15 protein-coding genes are annotated in these 19,781 nt (G+C 71.7%); 7 read left to right on the top strand and 8 right to left on the bottom strand.

The window, feature by feature from the left end; genetic code table 11:
* Positions 1–47: 47 nt before the first annotated feature.
* Positions 48–842 (bottom strand): hypothetical protein, encoded by a 795-nt coding sequence (locus BKK80_RS29480; RefSeq protein ID WP_071019165.1) that lies wholly within the window; start codon positions 840–842, stop codon positions 48–50.
* A 223-nt stretch (positions 843–1,065) separates the two neighbouring features.
* On the bottom strand, positions 1,066–2,760 hold the full coding sequence (locus BKK80_RS29485; RefSeq protein ID WP_071072366.1) for a caspase family protein: 1,695 nt from the start codon (positions 2,758–2,760) through the stop codon (positions 1,066–1,068).
* Between the two features lie 59 nt (positions 2,761–2,819).
* On the opposite strand from BKK80_RS29485, the gene BKK80_RS29490 reads away from it, so the two are divergent.
* The gene (locus BKK80_RS29490) at positions 2,820–3,590 is read left to right on the top strand and encodes a hypothetical protein (protein ID WP_071072368.1); all 771 of its coding nucleotides are present in this window, start codon (positions 2,820–2,822) and stop codon (positions 3,588–3,590) included.
* Positions 3,587–4,660 carry a hypothetical protein gene (locus tag BKK80_RS29495; RefSeq protein ID WP_157903365.1) on the top strand — a complete coding sequence of 358 codons (1,074 nt, stop codon included), beginning with the start codon at positions 3,587–3,589 and terminating at the stop codon, positions 4,658–4,660. The genes BKK80_RS29490 and BKK80_RS29495 overlap by 4 nt, the downstream gene beginning before the upstream one ends.
* Positions 4,661–4,793: 133 nt before the next feature.
* On the opposite strand, the gene BKK80_RS29500 is transcribed toward BKK80_RS29495, so the two are convergent.
* Together BKK80_RS29500 and BKK80_RS29505 are read right to left on the bottom strand one after the other, a co-directional pair.
* Positions 4,794–6,422: a hypothetical protein gene (locus BKK80_RS29500; RefSeq protein ID WP_071072373.1), complete on the bottom strand. Its 1,629-nt coding sequence runs from the start codon at positions 6,420–6,422 to the stop codon at positions 4,794–4,796.
* Between the two features lie 194 nt (positions 6,423–6,616).
* The gene (locus BKK80_RS29505) at positions 6,617–7,384 is read right to left on the bottom strand and encodes a LuxR family transcriptional regulator (protein WP_071072375.1); all 768 of its coding nucleotides are present in this window, start codon (positions 7,382–7,384) and stop codon (positions 6,617–6,619) included.
* 466 nt (positions 7,385–7,850) lie between these two features.
* Between BKK80_RS29505 and BKK80_RS29510 the strand changes: the two genes are divergently transcribed.
* The 3 genes from BKK80_RS29510 (at position 7,851) to BKK80_RS29520 (ending at position 11,246) form a co-directional block, all read left to right on the top strand.
* Entirely contained in the window at positions 7,851–8,159 is a 309-nt protein-coding gene (locus BKK80_RS29510; RefSeq protein ID WP_231908099.1) for a hypothetical protein, read from the top strand.
* Complete coding sequence (locus BKK80_RS29515) at positions 8,156–9,085, top strand: hypothetical protein (RefSeq protein WP_084545807.1); 930 nt, start codon at positions 8,156–8,158, stop codon at positions 9,083–9,085. The genes BKK80_RS29510 and BKK80_RS29515 overlap by 4 nt, the downstream gene beginning before the upstream one ends.
* 643 nt (positions 9,086–9,728) lie before the next feature.
* Complete coding sequence (locus BKK80_RS29520; RefSeq protein WP_071019151.1) at positions 9,729–11,246, top strand: MFS transporter; 1,518 nt, start codon at positions 9,729–9,731, stop codon at positions 11,244–11,246.
* Between the two features lie 420 nt (positions 11,247–11,666).
* Here BKK80_RS29520 and boxA read toward each other — a convergent pair whose 3' ends face one another.
* From boxA to BKK80_RS29540, 4 genes are all read right to left on the bottom strand, one after another.
* Positions 11,667–12,947: a benzoyl-CoA 2,3-epoxidase subunit BoxA gene (boxA, locus tag BKK80_RS29525; protein ID WP_071072376.1), complete on the bottom strand. Its 1,281-nt coding sequence runs from the start codon at positions 12,945–12,947 to the stop codon at positions 11,667–11,669.
* A 106-nt stretch (positions 12,948–13,053) separates the two neighbouring features.
* On the bottom strand, positions 13,054–14,481 hold the full coding sequence (boxB, locus tag BKK80_RS29530; RefSeq protein ID WP_071019147.1) for a benzoyl-CoA 2,3-epoxidase subunit BoxB: 1,428 nt from the start codon (positions 14,479–14,481) through the stop codon (positions 13,054–13,056).
* Between the two features lie 107 nt (positions 14,482–14,588).
* Positions 14,589–16,247 carry a 2,3-epoxybenzoyl-CoA dihydrolase gene (boxC, locus tag BKK80_RS29535; RefSeq protein ID WP_071072377.1) on the bottom strand — a complete coding sequence of 553 codons (1,659 nt, stop codon included), beginning with the start codon at positions 16,245–16,247 and terminating at the stop codon, positions 14,589–14,591.
* Positions 16,248–16,399: 152 nt separating this feature from the next.
* A complete protein-coding gene (locus BKK80_RS29540) occupies positions 16,400–17,518 on the bottom strand; it encodes a helix-turn-helix transcriptional regulator (RefSeq protein WP_236903828.1) in 1,119 nt (372 codons plus the stop codon).
* Between the two features lie 100 nt (positions 17,519–17,618).
* Between BKK80_RS29540 and BKK80_RS29545 the strand changes: the two genes are divergently transcribed.
* On the top strand, positions 17,619–18,086 hold the full coding sequence (locus BKK80_RS29545; RefSeq protein WP_071040185.1) for a DUF4863 family protein: 468 nt from the start codon (positions 17,619–17,621) through the stop codon (positions 18,084–18,086).
* Positions 18,087–18,105: 19 nt separating this feature from the next.
* Complete coding sequence (locus tag BKK80_RS29550; protein ID WP_071072378.1) at positions 18,106–19,662, top strand: 3,4-dehydroadipyl-CoA semialdehyde dehydrogenase; 1,557 nt, start codon at positions 18,106–18,108, stop codon at positions 19,660–19,662.
* The last annotated feature ends 119 nt before the right edge of the window (positions 19,663–19,781 follow it).

Below are 19,781 nucleotides of genomic sequence, written 5' to 3' on the forward strand. Positions count from 1 at the left end.
TCGGGAAATCGGGGATCGGAAATCGGGATCGGGCCGGTTGGCTGCCCCTAGATCGCGGCGGCGCGCAGGCGGAACTCGCGCCAGCCCAGCCAGGCCAGTGCCGCGCTGGCGCCCAGCACCAGGAACAGGCCCAGGCCGGGATGCAGCGCGCCCAGCAGTTGCGCCGTCATCTCGCGCGCCATCTGGCTGGCCATGGCCTGCGCCTGCGGGCCGCCGAAGGCACCGGCGAGCTTGCCGGCGTCGGTCACGGCAGCGGACAGCCGTGACCAGGCCACCAGCGCATGCAGCACCACCACCGCGAGCGGCGCGCACTTGCCGAGCGCGGCCTGCGGGGCGCGCAGCGGCCAGCTCGCCATGCACGCCGCCAGTGACAGCAGGAACAGCGCCTGGGCCAGCGTGAAGCCGCCACGCGCGCCGGCCGAGAACTGCTGCAAGGTGGAAGCATCGACGCCCAGCAACTGCCAGTAGCTCAGCGACACGGCGCCGAACAAGCGCACGCCGACGGCCTCGAAAGCGAAGGCGCCGAGCACCAGCACGCCCAGCGCCGCCAGCACGGGCACACCCAGCGCGGCACGCGCCTGCTGCCACAAACGCCGCCCCTGGGCGCCGGCCAGCGCGGCGGCGCGCGCGGCCTCCTCCTGCGCGAGCTGCGCGGGCGGCACGGTACTGAGCGCGCGCAGCGCGCCGCCGGCATCGAGTTCGACCTCGACGTGGGCATTGAGCACCGGCACGCCGGGCGAGCGCCAGTGCTGCATGACATCGAACTGGAGCATCTTGCCGTCGAGGTTGACGGCACCCTTGCCGTCGGCTTGGTAGACGATGATGCGACCGCGCTGGGCCATGGCTTTCCTCCTGTGAAGCCTGCGTGAATCGGTGCCGCGCCATGCATCGGTGGCAAGGCGCGGCGGCGGCCGGCGGGCTGCGCCGGCTCTCATGCCGTTCAACGGGGGTAGCGGAGGAATTTCAAAAAAAATCGCCGATGCGAGCGCATCGGCTGCATCGGCTGCATCGGCATCGAGGGCCACATCGGTACGGCGGCGCGCCGCCGGGAAGGCGGCGCCAGGCTCAGCGCGGGGCGGCCGGCGCCGAGGCGGCCCGGACCTGAATATCGCGTTGATAGGCCGAGGTGGCCTCGGTCGCATCGCGCATGGTGGCGCCCATGGCCTGCAACAGGTGGCGGGCCGCCGCCGCGGAATCGCCATCGCGGCGCAGCGCCAGGTCGGCCTGGTAGGCATGGGCGGGCGCGTAGCCGGCGGCCACGGCGGCATCCAGCAGCGGCGCGGCGCGCGCCAGCGAGGCCGCGTCGCCGGCCAGGATCAGGCGCTCCGCCAGGTCGGTCTGCGCCGGCGGGAAGCCCTTGGCCGCGGCCCTCTCGGCCCAGCGCCGCGCCTGCGCCCCGGGCGCGCCGTCCTGCGGCAGGCCGCGGCCCAGCGCCGTCTGCGCCACCACGTCGCCGCCGCGTGCGCGCCGTTCCAGCGCCTGGCGCGGAAACGGCCGTTGCGCCACCAGCTGGCGGATCTCGTAGTTGAGGTCCTGCAGCACGTAACCGGGCCAGCGCCCCGCGGCGCCTGCGCCGGAAGCGCCCGCCTTGTCCGCGCCGGCCTTGTCCGCGCCGGCCGCCGTGAGCGCAGCGGAGCGCCCGGACGGCGGCCCTGGAGGCCCCGCTGGCCGGCCCCCGCCCTGGGCCGCCGCCCAGGTCGCGGCCGGCACCGTGGCGGCGCGGCCGGCCGGCGCCGGCGCATCGCCGCTGGCGCTGCCCTGCGCCAGCCGCGCCGCCGAACCCGGCGCCCCGGCCGGCCAGGCCCGGCCATCGTTGAGCACCAGCCGCACCGACGTTTCGCCGAAGCTGACGTGCGGGCGCTGGGTGTCGTGCGTCAGCAAGGCGACGCGCTCGGAGACCCGCGCGAAGACATCGCCGAGATTGAGCCCGCGCTCGCCCAGCACCTCGACCAGGGCGGCGGTGTAGGGGCTGTTGCGCACCTCGGGCGACCAGTAGTCGCGCGCCCGCGCGCCAGGCGCCGTCGAATAGGCGATCACCAGCCCGCGCGGCGCGGGGGCCGCCGCGAAACCCTGGTTGGCCACCTGCCCCGCCGGCGCCCCGCCGCGCAGGTAGATCTCGCGGCAGGCGTCCAGGATCATCACGCTGCTGCGGGCATCGGCGCGCTGCAGCTCGCCGAGCGCCTCGTCCAGCGGCACGCCCTGGTCCTCGATGCTGCGCGCGCTGGGGTGGCCGACCTCGGCGCCGATCGGCAGCAGGTAGCTGCTGTCATTGGCCTGCGCGCCGTGCCCGGCGTAGTAGACCAGCGCCACCTCGGCGCCGCGCCCGCGCCGGGCGAAAGCGCGCAGCGCCTGGCGCAGGCGGGCGGCGTCGAGGTCCTGCTCCAGGTCGACTTCGAAGCCGAGCTGGCGCAGGCGGTCGCCCAGCGCGCGGGCATCGTTGACGGGATTGACCAGCGGCTGTGGATAGGCGGCATTGCCGATGACCAGCGCGTAGCGGCCGGCGGCCCAGGCGTGGCCGGCGGCCGCGGCCAGGGCCAGCGCCGCCAGCCGGCGCGCCAGCCTTGGCAGGCGCGGCCGCGCGCGGCGGTGCTGGACGGGCGGGACGGGCGGGACGGGCGGACGGGAGGCGCCGCCCGGCAGGGTATGGTGCGATGACATCCGATCGAGGAATCCGTTGCGGCGTGCGCCCGCGCGCTGCGGCAGCGCCACCATGGCGCGCGCGCCGGCGATACAATGCACGCCGCGGGCGGCGACCGACATCTTGCGCCGCCGCCCCGCCAACTTGCAAGCCCCAACCCCCTCACAAGGAAGCAGCCGTCTTGTCTTCGGATCATCCGGACCATTTCCCCAGGATCCAGGTGCTGTGGAACCGGCGCGAGGCCCTCTCCCGGTCGGAGTGGGAAGAACTCTACCGGCGCGTGATGGACGCGCTCGCCGGCTACCGGCCGCGCGAGGCCGGCGCGCTGGGTGACCCGCTGCCGGACCTCTGCCACCAGTTCTTCGTCGAGCGCGTCATGCCGGGCCGCGGCAGCAACGGCCCCGAGCATGCCGGCGCGCTGCGGCTCTATTTCCGCCATTTCCTGCTCGACCTGCTGCGCGCCGCCGGTACCGTCGGCGAGCCGGTCGACGACAACCTGCAATGCGAGCCCGGCTCGGCCGAGGCCCAGCGCACCGCCTTGCAGCGCTTCGGCCTGAGCCTGGATGCCGCGCGCGATGCCGCGGCCGCCTTCGTCGCCACGCTGTCGGAGGACATGCTGATGCTGCTGCGCTTCTGCGGCTGCGGCGACGCCGCCGTCAGCAGCTTCGCCGACCGCATCGCCTCGGCCCACTACCGCTCCGGCCAGCTTGGCCTGGTGCACCGCCGCCGCAGCGACAAGGAAGGCGCCGGCCGCCAACTGGCCTCGGCCGCGCACCGCGGCACGCTGATCGAGCGCTGGGTCATGCGCACGCTGGGCCGCGGCGCCGCGCCGGCCGAGCTCGACCCCGGCGACGCCGGCGACGTGGGCGCCGCCCAGGCCCTTTTGGATATTCTCTGTGCGGTCGCGTTAGCGGGGCAGAACCCCGCGGCCATCGACCCGACTCCCGCATGAGCGCCCTGACCCCTCCCTTGCACATCGTGGCCGCGCGCCTGCAGCGCGGCGCCGCCGCCCCGGCCACCGGCGATCCCGCCGCGGCGGACCCGGCCGGCGCCGGACCCTGGTCGGAGCGCGCCATTCCCGCCGCGCTGGCGGCCGCCTTCGAACGTGCGGCGGCGGCCGGCGCGCTGCGCGAGCAGGCGCTGGCGGCCGGGCAGATCCACGCCCTGCGCGACGCACCCGCCTTCGGCGCCGTGCTGCTGGACCGATGGCTGCCGCAGGCACAGCAATGGCAAGGCTGGCTGGTCACGCCAGACCCTGCTTACGCCGGCTCCACCGACCTCGTGCTGGAAGCGCGCGACGGCCCCTTCGATCCGCGCGCCGGCATGGTCTGCTGCGCGCTGCCGCTGCTGGCCGCTCCCGCCCAGCTCGGCGACTGCCTGGGCCGGCTGCCGCCGGCGCGGCTGGATGCGGTGCGCTGGCTGGGCGAGTGCGACCGCGGCGCGGCCGCCGGCAACCTGCCGCGGCCCGGCGTGATCGCCCGCATGGGCGTGCCCGACGGCTACGCCTTGACCGGCACGCCGCTGGGCGGGGAGAACGACGCGCGCAACGCGTACCGGGACCTGCTGGCCCAGGGCATGGACCGCTTCGGCCTGGTGCCGGCCAAACTAGCCACCACGCATACCACCATGCCACCGGCAGTGCCGGAGACCGCTGCCCCGCCACCGCGCGCCGCCGCCAACCGGCCGCGCTGGCTGCGCAGCTTCGCCGCCGTGGCCGCCACGCTGGCGGTGGTGCAGGCCGGATTGCTGCTATGGCGCTTCCAGGACAGCGGCGACGCCCTGCGCACCGGCGACGGCGCGCAGCAGTACCGGGGCGGCAGCAGCGCCGAGGGGATGCGATTCCGCGTACTGTTCCGCCCCGAGGCCAGCGAGGCCGAGATCCGCGACTGGCTGCGCCAGCAGAAGCTGCAGATCGTGGCGGGGCCGGACCCCATGGGTGCCTACACCCTGTCGTCCGCCGAGACCGGCCGCGCGCTGCCGCAACCGGGCCCGGGCAATCCGCTGGCGCGGGTGGAGCCCTGAGCGGGCCGGCCGGCAACCTCCGGCACGTCACGAAGCGCCGAACGCGGCGCAGAAAGCAGCGCAAAACGAAACCAGGGTGCACGCCTGCGCGTGCACCCTGGCCTCGCCTGTCAGCGGCGCGCCGCGCGCCGGCTCAGCGCACCCACACCCCCACGTAGCCGCGCGAGGCATCGGTCGCCTGCACGCCATGCTCGACCAGCACGTAGCGCACGCCGTCCGGCGTCGCCGCGCCGTAGGCCTGGAACCAGCTGCCCGAGCCGGGCAGCCCCAGCTGGTCGGTCGGGGTGCCGGCCAGCAGCGCGCTGAACTGGTCCGCGCTCAGTGTCACCGGCGCTGCGCCCGCGAGCGTCAGCGTGGCCTTGCCGGCGCTGTCCACGCTCAGGCTGGAATAGGCCTGCGGCACCGGCGCGCTGCTGCTGAGGCCGTCGCGGCGGCAGTCCTCCCAATACTGGCTGAAGCTCTGCCCGGCGAGCTGCTGGGCGGAGGTGATGCGGATGGCGTTCTGCGCCACCAGCACGTCCGTCGACTTCAGCCCGTCGGTGCCATCGTTGACGTTGGCGGCCAGGCAGACCATCGAGGCCACCGGCAGGTCGGGCGCGAGCAGCAGCTGGTGGAAGTTCATGCCGTACTGCACCGGGCTGCCCCACTGGTAGCCCCCGTCCGCCTGCGGCACCACCGTGATGCGGCTGCCGCCGAGCGTCAGCACGCCGGACTGGCCGATGCCTTTGTCGAGCACCGAGGCCTGCAGCGGTGCCATGCCGGCCGCGTTGTAGTGGAAGTCGGCATAACCGACCGCGCCGGCCGGCACGGTGGACGCAGCGCTGCCACCGCAGGCCTGCGCGCCGCCCAGGCGCGAGCCGTTCCAGCCGCCCTTGAAGGTAGCGTTGACCTGCGTGCCGTAGACCCCGCCGACATGGTTCAGGTCGGTGAACTCGCCGCTGAACAGCTCGACGGTGGCGAAGCTGTTCTGCGCCAGCTTCTCCGTCACGCTGCCGCTGATCTGCCACCCGCTGGCGGTCTGCCGCACCTGCCCGCCGACCACGTACTTGCTGCCGTCGGACAGGATGCGCGTGCCCGACACCGAGCCGTCGATCTCGCTGACCGTCACGTCGAAGGCGTAGCCCACGTGGCTGGGGCCGTTCAGGTGCCACGTGCCGGCGTACAGGCACAGCGACTGCCCGCGCAGATGCGCCTGCGCGCTCACCGCCGGCACCAGCTTGCCCTGCGGCGAGGCCGCCTGCACCGCGGCCAGCACCGCCGCATCGGCGGCGAAGGCCGAGGGCGCCTGCTGGAAGTTCAGGCTGCGCCCCGCCAGCGCCTGCGCCGACGACGGCGCGATGCGGATGGCCTGCGCGAGATTGCCGCCGCTGTCCAGCGATTGCAGGAAGCTGCCGATATTGGTCACGGTGTCGTTGGTCTCGTCCGCCGCGCCAGGCACCAGCGACACGGGCGTCATCACAGGCTGCGCCGCCGCCGTGCCGATCACCACGCCGCCCACCGAGAAGGTGACCGGCTGCCCCGGTACGTAGGAGAAATGGCCGCTGTCGTCGGTGACGCCGCTGAGATCGCCCGAGCGGTACGCCATGCCCACCACCGGGGCATCGACAAAGATGCCTTGCGCCACCTGGGGCGCCTGCGGCGCCGCGCTGCCCGCCCCGGTGGCGGCACTGCCGCCGTCGCTGCCGCCGCCGCAGGCGGCCAGCAGCAGAGACACGCTCAGCGCGCAGGCCAGCGTGACTCCCTTCCTGTTGTTCTTGTACATGCGATTCCTCGATGATGATGATGGCCCACGGACCCGTTGCTGTCTGCCCGCGCGGCCAGGCCTTGGCACGCGGGCACGGGGATTGGAACAAGGCACGGCACGGTCCGCCTAGCTGTCAGGACTGACAGGTGGGCCCGCGCTGTGCGCGTATGCGGTGCGTATGCGGTGCGTATCAGGTGCGTAGCACGCGCCTGTCATGGCACCGCCAGCCCGGCCAGGATCGCGCGGGCGACCGCCTCGCGGCGGTTGCGCGCGCCCAGCTTGCGGGCGGCATTGGCCAGGTGGAAGACGGCGGTGCGCTCGCTGATGCCGAGCTGGCGGCCGATCTCGCGCGCGGAGCCGCCCGCGGCAGCGCGCGCCAGGCATTGCTGCTCGCGCGCGGTCAGGGCCGGCGCGCCGGCCCGGGGCGGTGTTGACAGGCGGCGCACCGCTTCGTGCAGGTAGAGGCCGAGCAAGGTCACGCGCGCGACGACCTGGTCGAGGCGGCGCCGCGCGGCCTCGCCGTCGTGCGCGGTGGCGGCATTGAGCAGGGCGGTGGCGCCGTGCGCGCCACGCAGCGGCACCACGATACCGCCGGCCAGGCCATGCTGGCGCGCTTCGGCGAACAGCCGCGCCGCCGCCGGACTGTCCGCGCCGCGCCGGTGCCACGGCAGCGGCAGGCCCGCCGTGGCCGCGTGCCGCACGAGCGGATCCAGCGCCAGGTAGCCGGCCGCGCGATAATGGCGCGCCCAGGCCGGTGGCAGGGTCGACAGGCGGTGCCAGGCGGCGCCCGCCGCGGCACTGCCGTCGATGCCATCGAAGACGAAGCGCGCCCGCTTGCCGTCGGCGCGCACGGGCCGATGCTCGGCATAGAGGAAGCAATGGAAACCCAGGCCGTCGAGCCAGCGGCTGGTGTGGTCGATCAGCGCACGGCGCGAGTCCGCGTGCAGCAAGGTGTCGAGAAACGCGAGATCCTGGGGCATCGTTGGTTCCGGTCAGCGGAACGGCGGCGCTCGCGCACCCTGCGCGGCGGCGGCCGGTCCGGCTTCTGAGCGGTCAACGTTGCACGGCGGGAGATTTGTAAAAATTAATTCCGGGCAGCCTGCCCCGCCAAGGTGCGCGCCTGGCATCGCCGGACCGCGGGCACGCCGCATCCGCAGGGTTTCCAGGCCGATCCCGGTCGAAGTTGCGGGAAATTCGCGACGGATTGCGCGCCGCCCCGCCGCTTGCGCCTGTGCGCTGCCGCACTATGCTGGAAGGGCATCGCGGCACGATCTTCCCCCGGAGCGGCGCCGCCATGTGCCGTCCAATGCGTCTGCCTGGCCGCTGTTCCACCAGGCGGAGCCTTGGCCCCGTGACTGTCAACCGGACACCATGATCATGTCGAAAAAGCTTGCATTTCTTCTGACATGCCTGGCATTGGGAAGCGCCGGAGCCGTGCATGCTCAGATGCAGCCGAAACAACCCGACCCGTACACCAGCGGCGCGGACGCCAACAGTGGTGCCCGCGATCCTTACTCGCAGGGTGCGCGCGTCGGCGATAAGTTCGATCCCTATTCGCAAGGGGCGAATCAGTCCACCCAGCAGAACCTGGCCCCGAGCGACGTGAGCCCGCCACGCGACCCGTACTCGCAGGGAGCCAACACCGGCACGCGCGATCCCTATGGCGAGGGCGCGCGCACCATCAACCGCGACTACCCCTTCGACCCCTCCTCCGGCGCGCAGGACCGCCGCAACCCCTACTTCCAAGGCGCATGATCGCTTCTTCGTCTTCCCGCCGCGACCACCGCGCCGCGGCGGGCCGCCGCCGCGCGGCATCGCGGTGCGCCAGCCTGGCGCTGGCACTGCTGGCTTTCCCGGCCTGGGCCGATCCCGCTCCCGTCCCGTCATCCGCCGCCACGGCGGCAGCACCGCCGCCGGCCGCGGCCCGCCTCGCCCGCCGCGATGACGATCCCTGCGCCACCGTATGGTTCCGTGACGGCGCCAAGGTACAGATGGAAGCCGATGGCGCCATGCCGATGTCGCGCCATACGGTGCAGCAGCGGCCACAGGTCAGCGGCGACACCTGCACCACGCAATTGCAGATCCATTCGAAAACGGCCCTGGCGGCCCTGATGGAACCCCCCGTGACCACCGACCAGCAGTACGCCGTGGTCATCGTGCCACCGCGCGGCGGCGCGCCCGGCCACGTCGAAGGCGGCGCCGTGGTCGATGCCAGCGGCCACTACGTGCGCCTGCACGGCGAGACCCGCAGCATGGGCCGCGGCGTGTTCGACTACGCGCACCAGGACCTGAGCGAGGGCAAGGAACTCGGCGGTGAGTCGGTCACGTCCCGCGCCAGCTTCGTCATCTACGCGCGCGACTCCGGCGACGAAGTAGGCCGGCTGGAGATGCCGCACGCCACGCTGCAGGTGGCATCGCGCCGGGTCGGCAAGCGGCAGCACATCGATACGGCGCTGGGCAGCATCGAATGCGTGCCGATCCGCTACGAGCGCGTGACCGATCTCGGCCCGCTGCAGGTGGCCGGCGACGCGATACCGACCCAGCCTACCGTGATGCAGATCACCGATTGGTACTGCCCGAGCCGGGGCTTCGTGATGCGCTCCGACGTCGAGGAGAACGGCAAGGTCCAGCGCATCGACACCACGTCGATCGAGGCGCTCGACGCCACCGACGAACCGTGAGAGCCGTGATGGCAGCGTAGTGGCCACGCCACGGCAGCCAGCGCCACCCAGCAGGCGGCACCGAGCGGAATCAGCGCGTCGTGGAAGTGCGTCAGCAAGGAGATGGCGCGGTCCGGCACCGGTTCCCGCACCTCGGGGAAGGCCATGGTCTGCGTGATGAAGAGGCTGCGGAAGGGGCGGCGGCGCGATTCGCCGGACAGCGGCACCAGCGTTTCGCTGCGCCAGCACAGTTCGAAGGCCCGGCTCATCGAGGCGCATTCGATCACGCGTGCCGGCGCCGCCAGGCCGCTGGCGGCAAACAGGGCATGGAAGGGAGACTGTGCATCGGCCAGCGGGTCGAGCGTCAGCCAGTCGGCGTCGAGCAACTCCCGCACCGAGCGCGCGCCGGCCAGCGGATGCCCGCGCCGCGAGGCTTCCTGCATGCTGCCGGTGTCGGCCACCGCGGCAAGCGCGCGCAACTGGTCGAGCTTCATGGAAGAGGATGCCTGCAGGGCCAGGCCGGCTTTGCGGGGGGAGTCCCGGACCCTGCCCTGCCTGCGGTCCTTGACGGCGGGCAGGCGCTCGCACAATCATTGTCGGTGTGCAGCAGGTAGGCAGCAGATAGCCAACGCAGGGCCCCGTTCATCCCACCTGGAAGGGCACTATGAAGCAAGGCGCGGTCATGCTGAAGGCGCATCCCGACCTGACGTCGCTGCAGGTCCACCTGTTCGGGCTGGCGCTCGGCTGCGCGACCGGCGTGGACTTCGTCGCCTCGTCGATGATGGGAGTGGCGGGCACGCACATCCGCGCCGGCGTCTTCGCCTCGCCGGAGGACTTCCTCTGGAGCCTGACCTCCTATGCGGCCGCAGCGGTGGTGGCCAACCTGGTGCTGCGGCGCATCGCAGAAGACATCAGCTACCGCGGCTACACCCTGCTGAGCCTGGCAGTCGCCGCCGCTGGCGCGCTGCTGTGCGCGCTCTGCGAGACGCCGTTCCAGCTCAGCCTCGCGCGCGCCGTGCAGGGCCTGGGCGCGGGCGGGCTGTTCTCCGCCTCGCGCATCATCATCCAGCTCGCCGCCGAGCGCGAGGAACGCCGCCCGCTCTTCCTCGGCTTCAATATCGGTGCGCTGGGCATGCCGGCGCTGGCGCCCTGGGTCACGGCCCAACTGGTGCAGAACACCGACTGGCGCACCATCTTCCTGTTGCAGGCGGCCCTGGCGCTGGCGACCTTCGCCTTCGTGCTGGCGGCCTACCCGCGCCGCATGCGCGCCACGCTGCCGCCGTGGAAGATCGAGGTCGGCAAGCTCGACTGGCTGACGGTGATCCTGCTCGGCGCCGGGGCGCTGATCCTGCTGCACGGGCTGGGCGACCTGCGCTTCTACGAATTCGCCAACTCGCCGAGCGTGGCGCTGACGCCGCTGCTCGGCCTCGCCTGCGTCGCCGCCGTGTTCGTCCACCAGCACCGGCACCCCGACCCCTGGCTCAATCCGCGCCTGCTGCTGGGCCGGCGCTATATCGCGGGCCTGTCGTTCTACGCGCTGTACTACTTCCTGGGCGGGTTGTGGGGCTACGTGGTGCCGACCACGCTGCAGTCGGGGCTCGACTTCACCTTCCAGACCGCCGGCGCGGTGCTGACCACCACCGGACTGGCCGGCTTCGGCGCGGCGCTGCTGTTCACCTTCGGCGGACCGAAGCTGGTCGGCCAGCGGCGCTATATCGCACTGGGCTACCTGATGTTCGCCGGGGCGGCCTGGCTGCTGTCCCAGCGCATGATGCCGGGCGCCTCGATCGCCGTGCTGCTGCCGGCGCTGACGCTGCAGAGCCTGACCGTGCCCTTCGTGCTGATGCTGGTGGCCGGCCTGACCTATGCCGACCTCAGCGTCGACAGCTTCGCCCATGCCTACCAGTTCAAGAACATCGTGCGGCAGGTGGCCACCGCCGGCGGCACCGGCATGGCCAGCCTGTGGCTGCAGTACGGCGAGGTGATGGCGCGCACCCAGCTGGTCGGCAACATCACGCCGTTCGCCTTTGCGCAGGAACCCGACCAGGGCACCCTGCTGCGGCTGTCGCGCCAGATCGACCAGCAAGCACTGCTGATCGCCAGCGGCAACCTGTTCGCGCTGCTGGCGGTGGCCTGCGTGGTGATCGCGCTGGTGGCGGTGGTGCAGCGGTCGTTGCGGTGAGGATGGGAGGCGGCCGAACGCCAACACCGAGCGCTGAGCACCAACACCGAGCGCCAAGCACGAGGTCTTGGCTCCCTCTCCCCGCATGGAGAGGGTTGGGGAGAGGGGTGGGGAGAGGGGTGGTTTAGCAAGGCGCCACATCCAGCGAAGCCGACGGTGTGATCCAGCACACGAGCCAAGAAACGAAGCCAACGGTATGGTCCGGCACGCAAGCACAGAAACGAAGCCGATGGTGTAATCCCGGCCGCCGCGGTCAGCCGGCGCCTGCCCTCTCCCCCGGGCCCCCGGGCCCCTCTCCCGCAAGCGGGAGAGGGGAGCAAACCCGCGGGGTGCAAACCCCTTTGCGTTGAATGAAGCCGAAACGAGAGTCACCAACACCGCACGCCAAACATAGTGTCCTGGCTCTCCCCCCCTGCCCCGTCAATACGTCTCCAGGTGCAGCCGCCCCTCCGCCTTCAGCGAGGCCGCGATCGCGTCCCAGTCCAGCCCGGCCTGCCGCGCCACGTCGCGCAGCGCCAGTACTACGCCCTCCTCCATGCTCTTCAGCCCGCACACATAGAAGTAGCTGTCCGGGTCCGCCAGCAGCACGGCCAGGTCGGCAGCGCGTTCGCGCATGGCGTCCTGCACGTAGCGGCGCGGCTGTCCTGGCGTGCGCGAGAACGCCAGGTTGATGTCGATGAAATCCTTGGGCAGGTTCTGCAGCGGCCCGAAGTACGGCAGTTCTTCCTTGGTGCGCGCGCCGAAGAACAGCATCAGCTTGCCGCCTTCGAAGCGGCCGCCCTTGCGCAGGCGCCGGCGCCATTCGGTCATGGCGCGCATCGGCGCACTGCCGGTGCCGGTGCAGATCATCACGATGTGCGAACGCGGATGGTTGGGCATCAGGAAGCTGGCGCCGAAGGGGCCGATCACCTCCACCTTGTCGCCCACCTGCAGGTCGCACATATAGTTGGAAGCGACGCCGCGCACCGGATTGCCCTGGTAGTCGGCCAGCACGCGCTTGATGGTCAGCGACAGGTTGTTGTAGCCGGGCCGCTCGCCGTTGCGGGCGCTGGCGATCGAATACTGGCGCGGGTGATGCGCGCGCCCCTGCGCGTCCACGCCCGGCGGCACGATGGCGATGGACTGGCCCTCCAGCACCGGGAACGGCATGGCGCCGAAGTCCAGCACGATATGGTGGGTGTCGTACTCGCGCCCGACCTCGGTGACGCGCACATTGCCGGCCACGGTGGCGGTGACCGACTTGCGTTCGGCCTTGGGTCCGTACAGGTTGGTGAAGGCACGCGCGGCCGACCACGGCGGCACGGTGGCGCCATAGCGCGCACTGTTGAAGGTTTCCTGGCCGGCGGTGGCCACCGGCGGCTCGGTCAGGGCCGGCTCGAGCAGGGCCGGCGCGCCGGGCGCCACGCCCTGCTCCGCCAGTTGCTGCTCGCTCAGCTCGACCGGCAGTTCGTCCCAGCCGAGCTGGTCGTCGAGGCTATAGGGCTTGGCGCGCGGCATCACGCGCCAGTTGTCGATCGAGCCGGTCGGGCATGGCGAGATGCAGGCCATGCAGAAATTGCACTTGTCGGCATCGACCACGTAGTTGCGCGAGTCGTGCGTGATAGCGTTCACCGGGCAGGTGGCTTCGCAGGTGTTGCAGCGAATGCAGATCTCGGGGTCGATCAGATGCTGCTTGATGACGTGAGTGTCGGCCATGTCCATGGCTGTCTCCTGGCGGTGAGCGTCCCTCGGATGCGGGGCGTTTCGTTCTGGGCGGGCGCGGTGGCGGCGCCCGCCGTGTCTCCGTGGTGTCTCGGACGGCCCGGGCTCAGTTGAAGCGCACGTACTCGAAGTCGACCGGCTGGCGGTTGATGCCCATCACCGGCGGCGCGATCCAGTTGGCGAACTTGCCCGGCTCCACCACGCGGCCCATCAGGCTGGCGACGAAGGCACGGTCTTCCGGCGTCGGCAGCCACTGCGGCGCGTTGGCGGCCCACTCGGCGTCGGAGATCACGCGGCCGTCCGGCGAGACCTTAACGCCGGCGAGGGCGCCGATATTGCGGTGGAAGGCCTTGTGCGGCACCTTGAGGCGGAACGGGATGCCGGCCTTGTCGATGACCTTGTTCCAGCGCTCCACGCCGGCCATGCTGTCCTTGATGTAGTCGTCGCGCAGCACTTCGTTGAGGGCGTTGAGCATCGGCACTTCCTTCTCGACCAGCTGGCCGCCGGCGGCCTGCAGCACCTTGTAGCTGTCGCCCTTGAGCAGGTGGTCGTCGGCGCGCTTGCCTTCCTCGTAGCGGCCCTTGAGGCCGGTGCTGTAGAAGGTGGCGGCATTGGACGACTCGTCGGCGCCGAACAGGTCGATGGTGACGCTGTAGTGGAAGTTCAGGTAGCGCTGGATGGTCGGCAGGTCGATCACGCCGGCCGCGCGCAGCTTGCCCGGATCATCGGTCTTGAGCTCGTTCATCACCTGGCAGGTGCGCTGGATCACGCGCGACACGCCGGATTCGCCGACGAACATATGGTGCGCTTCCTCGGTCAGCATGAAGCGCGTGGTGCGCGCCAGCGGGTCGAAGGCGCTCTCGGCCAGGGCGCAGAGCTGGAACTTGCCGTCGCGGTCGGTGAAGTAGGTGAACATGAAGAAGGACAGCCAGTCGGGCGTCTGCTCGTTGAACGCCTGCAGGATGCGCGGATTGTCCTGCTCGCCGCTGCGGCGCTCGAGCAGGGCCTCGCCTTCCTCGCGGCCGTCGCGGCCGAAGTACTTGTGCAGCAGGTAGACCATGGCCCACAGGTGGCGCCCTTCTTCCACGTTGACCTGGAACAGGTTGCGCAGGTCGTACATGCTGGGCGCGGTCAGGCCGAGGTGGCGCTGCTGCTCGACCGAGGCGGGCTCGGTGTCGCCCTGGGTGACGATGATGCGGCGCAGGTTGGCGCGATACTCGCCCGGCACGTCCTGCCAGGCGTCCTCGCCCTTGTGGTCGCCGAAGTGGATCTTGCGGCCGGCCTCGGCCGGGTTGAGGAAGATGCCCCAGCGGTAGTCCGGCATCTTGACGTGGCCGAAGTGGGCCCAGCCCTGCGGGTCGACGCTGATGGCGGTGCGCAGGTAGACATCGAAGCCGTGCGAGCCGTCCGGGCCCATGTCGTTCCACCAGCTCAGGTAGTTGGGCTGCCATTGCTCCAGCGCGCGCTGCAGCGTGCGGTCCTCGCTGAGGTTCACGTTGTTGGGGATCTTGTCGCTGTAGTTGATGCCGGACATCGTTGTCTCCGTCGCTGTCTTGCTTCCGGGTGGATGGAATGGCCCTGCCGCGCGCCACGCGGACCCGCGCGGCAGGACGATGCTGGGGGGAAGTCGGCGCGCGCCCCTCAGACGCGGTTCCAGTCGAAGGCGGCCTTGTCGCCCTTGCCGTAGACCTTCAGCGCCCCCTTCTCGCCGACCGCGTTGGGACGCTGGAAGATCCAGTTCTGCCATGCGGTCAGGCGGCCGAAGATGCGGGTCAGCATGGTCTCCTGGCCATTGAAGCGCAGGTTGGCTTCCATGCCGGTGAGCGCGTCGGGCGACATCGACACGCGCTCTTCCACGGCGATGCGCACTTCGTCCGCCCAGTCGATATCGTCCGGGTTGGCCGTGGCCAGGCCCAGCGCGAAGGCGGCATCGGCGTCGAGCGCCTGGCCGGCCTTGGCGCGCACGGCCTCCAGCGCCGGTGCCTCGTCGTAGAAGCGGCGCCCGAGACGGCTCTGCCCGGTGGCCATCGGGTAGCGGCCGAAATTGGCCTCGCCCACCGTGATCTTCGGCGCGCGCGCCTCGTCGTCGGGCAGCGCCAGGTGGTAGATGCGGTCGCAGGCCAGCGCCAGCTCCAGGAAGGTGCCGGCGAAGCAGGAACCCGGCTCGACCAGCGCGAACAGGCTGCGCGAGGACACGTCCAGGCGCGACAGCACGCGGCGCAGCAGGCCGATGGTCTCGCGCACCAGCCAGTGGTCCTGATGCGCCTGCAGCGTGGCATCGACGCCGAGCACGGCGGCGGCATCGCCTTCGGTCTTGATCAGCCAGGTGCCGATGTCGAGCTCGTTGGTGCGCATCGACAGGATGGCGTCGTCCAGTTCGCGCGCCAGCTGCAGCGGATACCAGGCGGCGCCGGCCTCGACGATGGCCTGCGGCGTGGCCGGCTGCGGGCCGGAGGGACCGCGCACGGTGAAGCTGGCGGTGCGCCCGGCGCGGTCGATCACCACGCTGACATGCTGGTAGTGCAGCGCATCGGCCTCGACCGTGCGCGCCAGCGGCGGCAGCGCCACGCCGGGCACGCCGGCCGGGCGGTCGCTGCCGGCCGCCAGCGCCAGCGCGCGTTCCCGCACCCGCTGCGCGAACACGGCGGGCTTGGCGACGTCGTCGACCAGGCGCCAGTCCTTGGCGCGCTGGCCGCGCACGCCCTCGGTGGTGGTGCAGAAGATGTCGGCCAGGTCATGCCGCACGTGGCGCTTGTCGGTCACGCGGGTCAGGCCACCGGTGCCGGGCAGCACGCCCAGCAGCGGCACTTCGGGCAGGCTGACGGCCGAGGAGCGGTCGTCCACCAGCAGGATCTCGTCGCAGGCCAAAGCCAGCTCGTAGCCGCCGCCGGCGCAGGCGCCATTGACCGCGGCCAGGAACTTGAGGCCGCTGTGCCGCGAGGAGTCTTCCATGCCGTTGCGCGTCTCGTTGGTGAACTTGCAGAAATTCACCTTCCAGGCATGGCTGCTGACGCCCAGCATGAAGATATTGGCGCCCGAGCAGAACACCTTGTCCTTGGCGCTGGTGACGACCACGGTGCGCACTTCGGGATGCTCGAAGCGGATGCGGTTCAGCGCGTCGTTCAGCTCGATGTCCACGCCGAGGTCGTAGCTGTTCAGCTTGAGCTTGTAGCCGGGACGCAGGCCGGCGTTCTCGTCGATATCGATCGACAGCGTGGCTACCGGGCCGTCAAAGGCCAGCTTCAGGTGGTGGTACTGGGACGGGTCGGTCTGGTATTCGACGCGGGGGGCGATGCTCATGATCGTTGTCTCCTCAGCTTTAACGCAGGATAGTGCATTCGTTTCGATTCGGTGAAAGCACTATAGTGCATCCATGAATCCAGGGTCAAGAATTATCTTGCGTGTCGCCACTGCTTGCCGTGAGCGCTCCCGGCGCGGCGCCCCGGGAGCGCTCACAAAGGTAGCTGCAGGGCCGTCCGCACCATCTCCCGCAACGCCTGGAACGTCGGCTCGAGCGGCTGGGCACTGGTGTCCAGGTTGAATTCCGCCTTGGAATAGAAGGCCGCGCGCCCGGCCAGGATCTGCCGCAGGTCATCCATGGCCTCGCGGCTGGCGGCCATCGGCCGCAGGTCGCCCTGGGCGCGCACGCGGCCCATGTGGTCTTCCGGCGTGGCCTGCAGCCAGACCGTGGTGCAGTGGGCCAGCAGCAGGTTGAAGGCGGCCGGGTCCGAGACCAGCCCGCCGGGCGTGGCGATCACTGCCTCCGGGTGGATCTGGATGGCCTCCTCCAGCGCGCGCCGCTCATAGCGCCGGTAGGCGTTCATGCCGTACAGCCCCTGGATCTCCGACACGCTGCAACCGGCGAACTGCTCGATCTCGCGGCTCAGTTCGACGAAGGGCACGCCGAGATCGTCCGCCAGCATCGCGCCCAGCGTCGACTTGCCGGCACCGCGCAGGCCGATCAGCGCCACCCGCGGGCTGCGCGCCGCCCCGCCCGCACCCGGACCGTTCTGCCCGCCGGTGCCCAGCAGTTCGCCCACCGCGATGCGCACGCGCCGCAGCGTGGCCTCGTCGCGGTGCTCCAGCAGTTCGCGCAGCAGCAGCCATTCCGGGCTGGAGGTGGTCACGTCGCCGAGCAGTTCCGCCAGCGCGCAGTGCAAGGCCCCCGCCACCTGCTGCAGCACCAGGATGGAGGCATTGCCGTCACCGTATTCCAGATTGGCCAGGTGGCGCTCGGAAACCCCGGCCGCCGCCGCCACCGCCTTGCGCGTCAGGCCGCGCCGGGCGCGCAGCTCGCGCACCCGCTCGCCGAGCGCCTGCAGCAGCGGGCTGCGCCCCTCGCCAGCCACCGGCGCGCCGCTGGCCGCGCCCGCGCGCTGGCGCGCGCCGGGCGGGCGGGACGCCGTCGGCGCCGCAGCGGCGCTGGCGGCGCCCGGCAAGGCCACGGGAGCGGGAGCGGCGCCAGCCGCCTCTGCGTCCGGCCCCGGCGACTGCCCCAGCGGCTGGGGCAGCGGCTGGGCCAGCGGCTGGCCCAGCGTTAACCCCGATCCATGCAATATAGTGCTTGACATGATTTTCAGCCGGCTCTATGTTTCGTTCATGCACAATAATGCATGAATCGCCGGCATGCAAGCCGGCCATGCCCGATGGAGCCCCACCGTGTCCCCCAGCATGTCTCCCACCGAATTCCGCGCCCTGCTGGCGCGCCTGACCGCGCAGCTCGCCGGCCGCCCCCTGGACGATAGCCTCGACGCCTGGCTGAATGCCGAGCACGGTGCCGGCAGCGCCACTTACCGTGAGCTGAAGGCCGCCTGCGAGGCCGGCGTCGCCGCCGGCTGGCTGTGCGACCGTGAAGGCGGCGGCATCCGCTACGGCCGCATCTTCAAGCCCGCCGACGACCTGCACGGCTTCTCGGTCGACGTGGTCGACATGTGCGACATCGCCGGCCCCCACCACGTCCACCCCGAGGGCGAGATCGACCTGATCCTGCCGCTCGACGGCGCGGCCCGCTTCGACGGCCGCCCGGCCGGCTGGCTGGTGTGCCCGCCGGGCAGCGCGCACCGCCCCACCGTCAGCGGCGGACGCGCGCTGGTGCTCTACCTGCTGCCCGCCGGGCGCATCGAATTCACGCGCCAGTAAGCCAACGGGGAGACACGCCATGAGCGAACGGCTTTCCAACTATCTCGGCGGGCGCTGGCAGGCCGGCAGCGGCGCCGGCAACCCGCTCTTCGACCCCGTGCTCGGCACCGAACTGGCGCGTGTGGACGCCGGCGGACTCGACCTTGCGGGTGGCTTCGCCTTCGCCCGCGAACAGGGCGGCGCCGCGCTGCGCGCGCTCGGCTACCGCGAGCGCGCCGGCCTGCTGGCCGCCGCCGCCAAGGTGCTGCAGGCCAATCGCGGCACCTATTACGAGATCGCCACCGCCAACAGCGGCACGGTCGCCGGCGATTCGGCGGTCGATATCGATGGCGGCATCTTCACGCTGTCCACCTATGCGCGGATGGGCGAGTCGCTGGCGGAGTCGATGGGCGGCCGGCGCACCCTGCTCGATGGCGAGGCAGCGCGGCTGGGCAAGGATCCCGCCTTCCAGTCACAGCACGTGCTGGTCCCCGCGCGCGGCGTGGCGCTGTGCATCAATGCCTTCAATTTCCCGGGCTGGGGCCTGTGGGAGAAGGCCGCGCCGGCGCTGCTGTCCGGTGTGCCGGTGATCGTCAAGCCGGCCACCGCCACCGCCTGGCTGACCCAGCGCATGGTGCGCGACGTGGTCGAGGCCGGCGTGCTGCCGCCGGGCGCGCTGTCGGTGGTGTGCGGCAGCCCCGCCGGCCTGCTCGACCAGCTCCAGCCCTTCGACCTGCTGTCCTTCACGGGCTCGGCCGACACCGCCGCGCAACTGCGCGCGCATGCGGCGGTGAGCCGGCATTCGGTGCGCGTCAACATCGAGGCCGACAGCGTGAACTCGGCCCTGCTGCTGCCGGGCGAGGCGCCTGACAGCGAGGCCTTCGCCCTGCTGGTCGAGGAGGTCGTGCGCGAGATGACGGTGAAGTCCGGCCAGAAGTGCACGGCCATCCGCCGCGTGTTCGTGCCGGAAGCCCTTTACGATGCCGCCGCCGAGGCCATCGGCGCGCGCCTGGCCAAGGTCACGGTGGGCAATCCGCGCCAGGCCGAGGTGCGCATGGGCGCCCTGGTCAGCCGTGCCCAGCTGGAGGCGGTACGCAGCGGCCTGGCACGGTTGCGCACGGCCGCCAGCGTGCTGCACGACGGCGCCGGCCACGCCCTGGTCGACGCCGATCCGGCGGTGGCCTGCTGCGTGGGCCCCACCCTGCTCGGCACGCGCGACGCCGACGGCGCGGCGCTGGTGCACGACACCGAGGTCTTCGGCCCGGTCGCCACTGTGCTGCCCTACCGCGACAGCGCCCACGCGCTGGCACTGGCGCGGCGCGGCCAGGGTTCGCTGGTGGCCTCGCTCTATGGCAGCGACGCCGCCGCGCTCGGCGACGCCGCGCTGGCCCTGGCCGACAGCCACGGCCGTGTCCACGTGGTCTCGCCGGAGGTGGCGCAGAGCCACACCGGCCACGGCAACGTGATGCCGCAATCGATACACGGCGGCCCCGGCCGGGCCGGCGGCGGCGAGGAACTGGGCGGCCTGCGCGCGCTCGGCTTCTACCACCGCCGCAGCGCCATCCAGGCCGGCGCCGCCGTGCGCGAGCGCCTCTGAGCACGGCCCGGGCGGCGCGCGCGCACGGCGGCAAGACCGGCGCGCGCCGCTCCCTCCCGCCAGCGGGAGCATGAACCGAAGACCCTGAAGCCAGTACCTGTCCGATCGAGATTGGGGAG

The sequence above is a fragment of the Cupriavidus malaysiensis genome (genome assembly GCF_001854325.1).
GTDB classification, from domain to species: Bacteria; Pseudomonadota; Gammaproteobacteria; order Burkholderiales; family Burkholderiaceae; genus Cupriavidus; species Cupriavidus malaysiensis.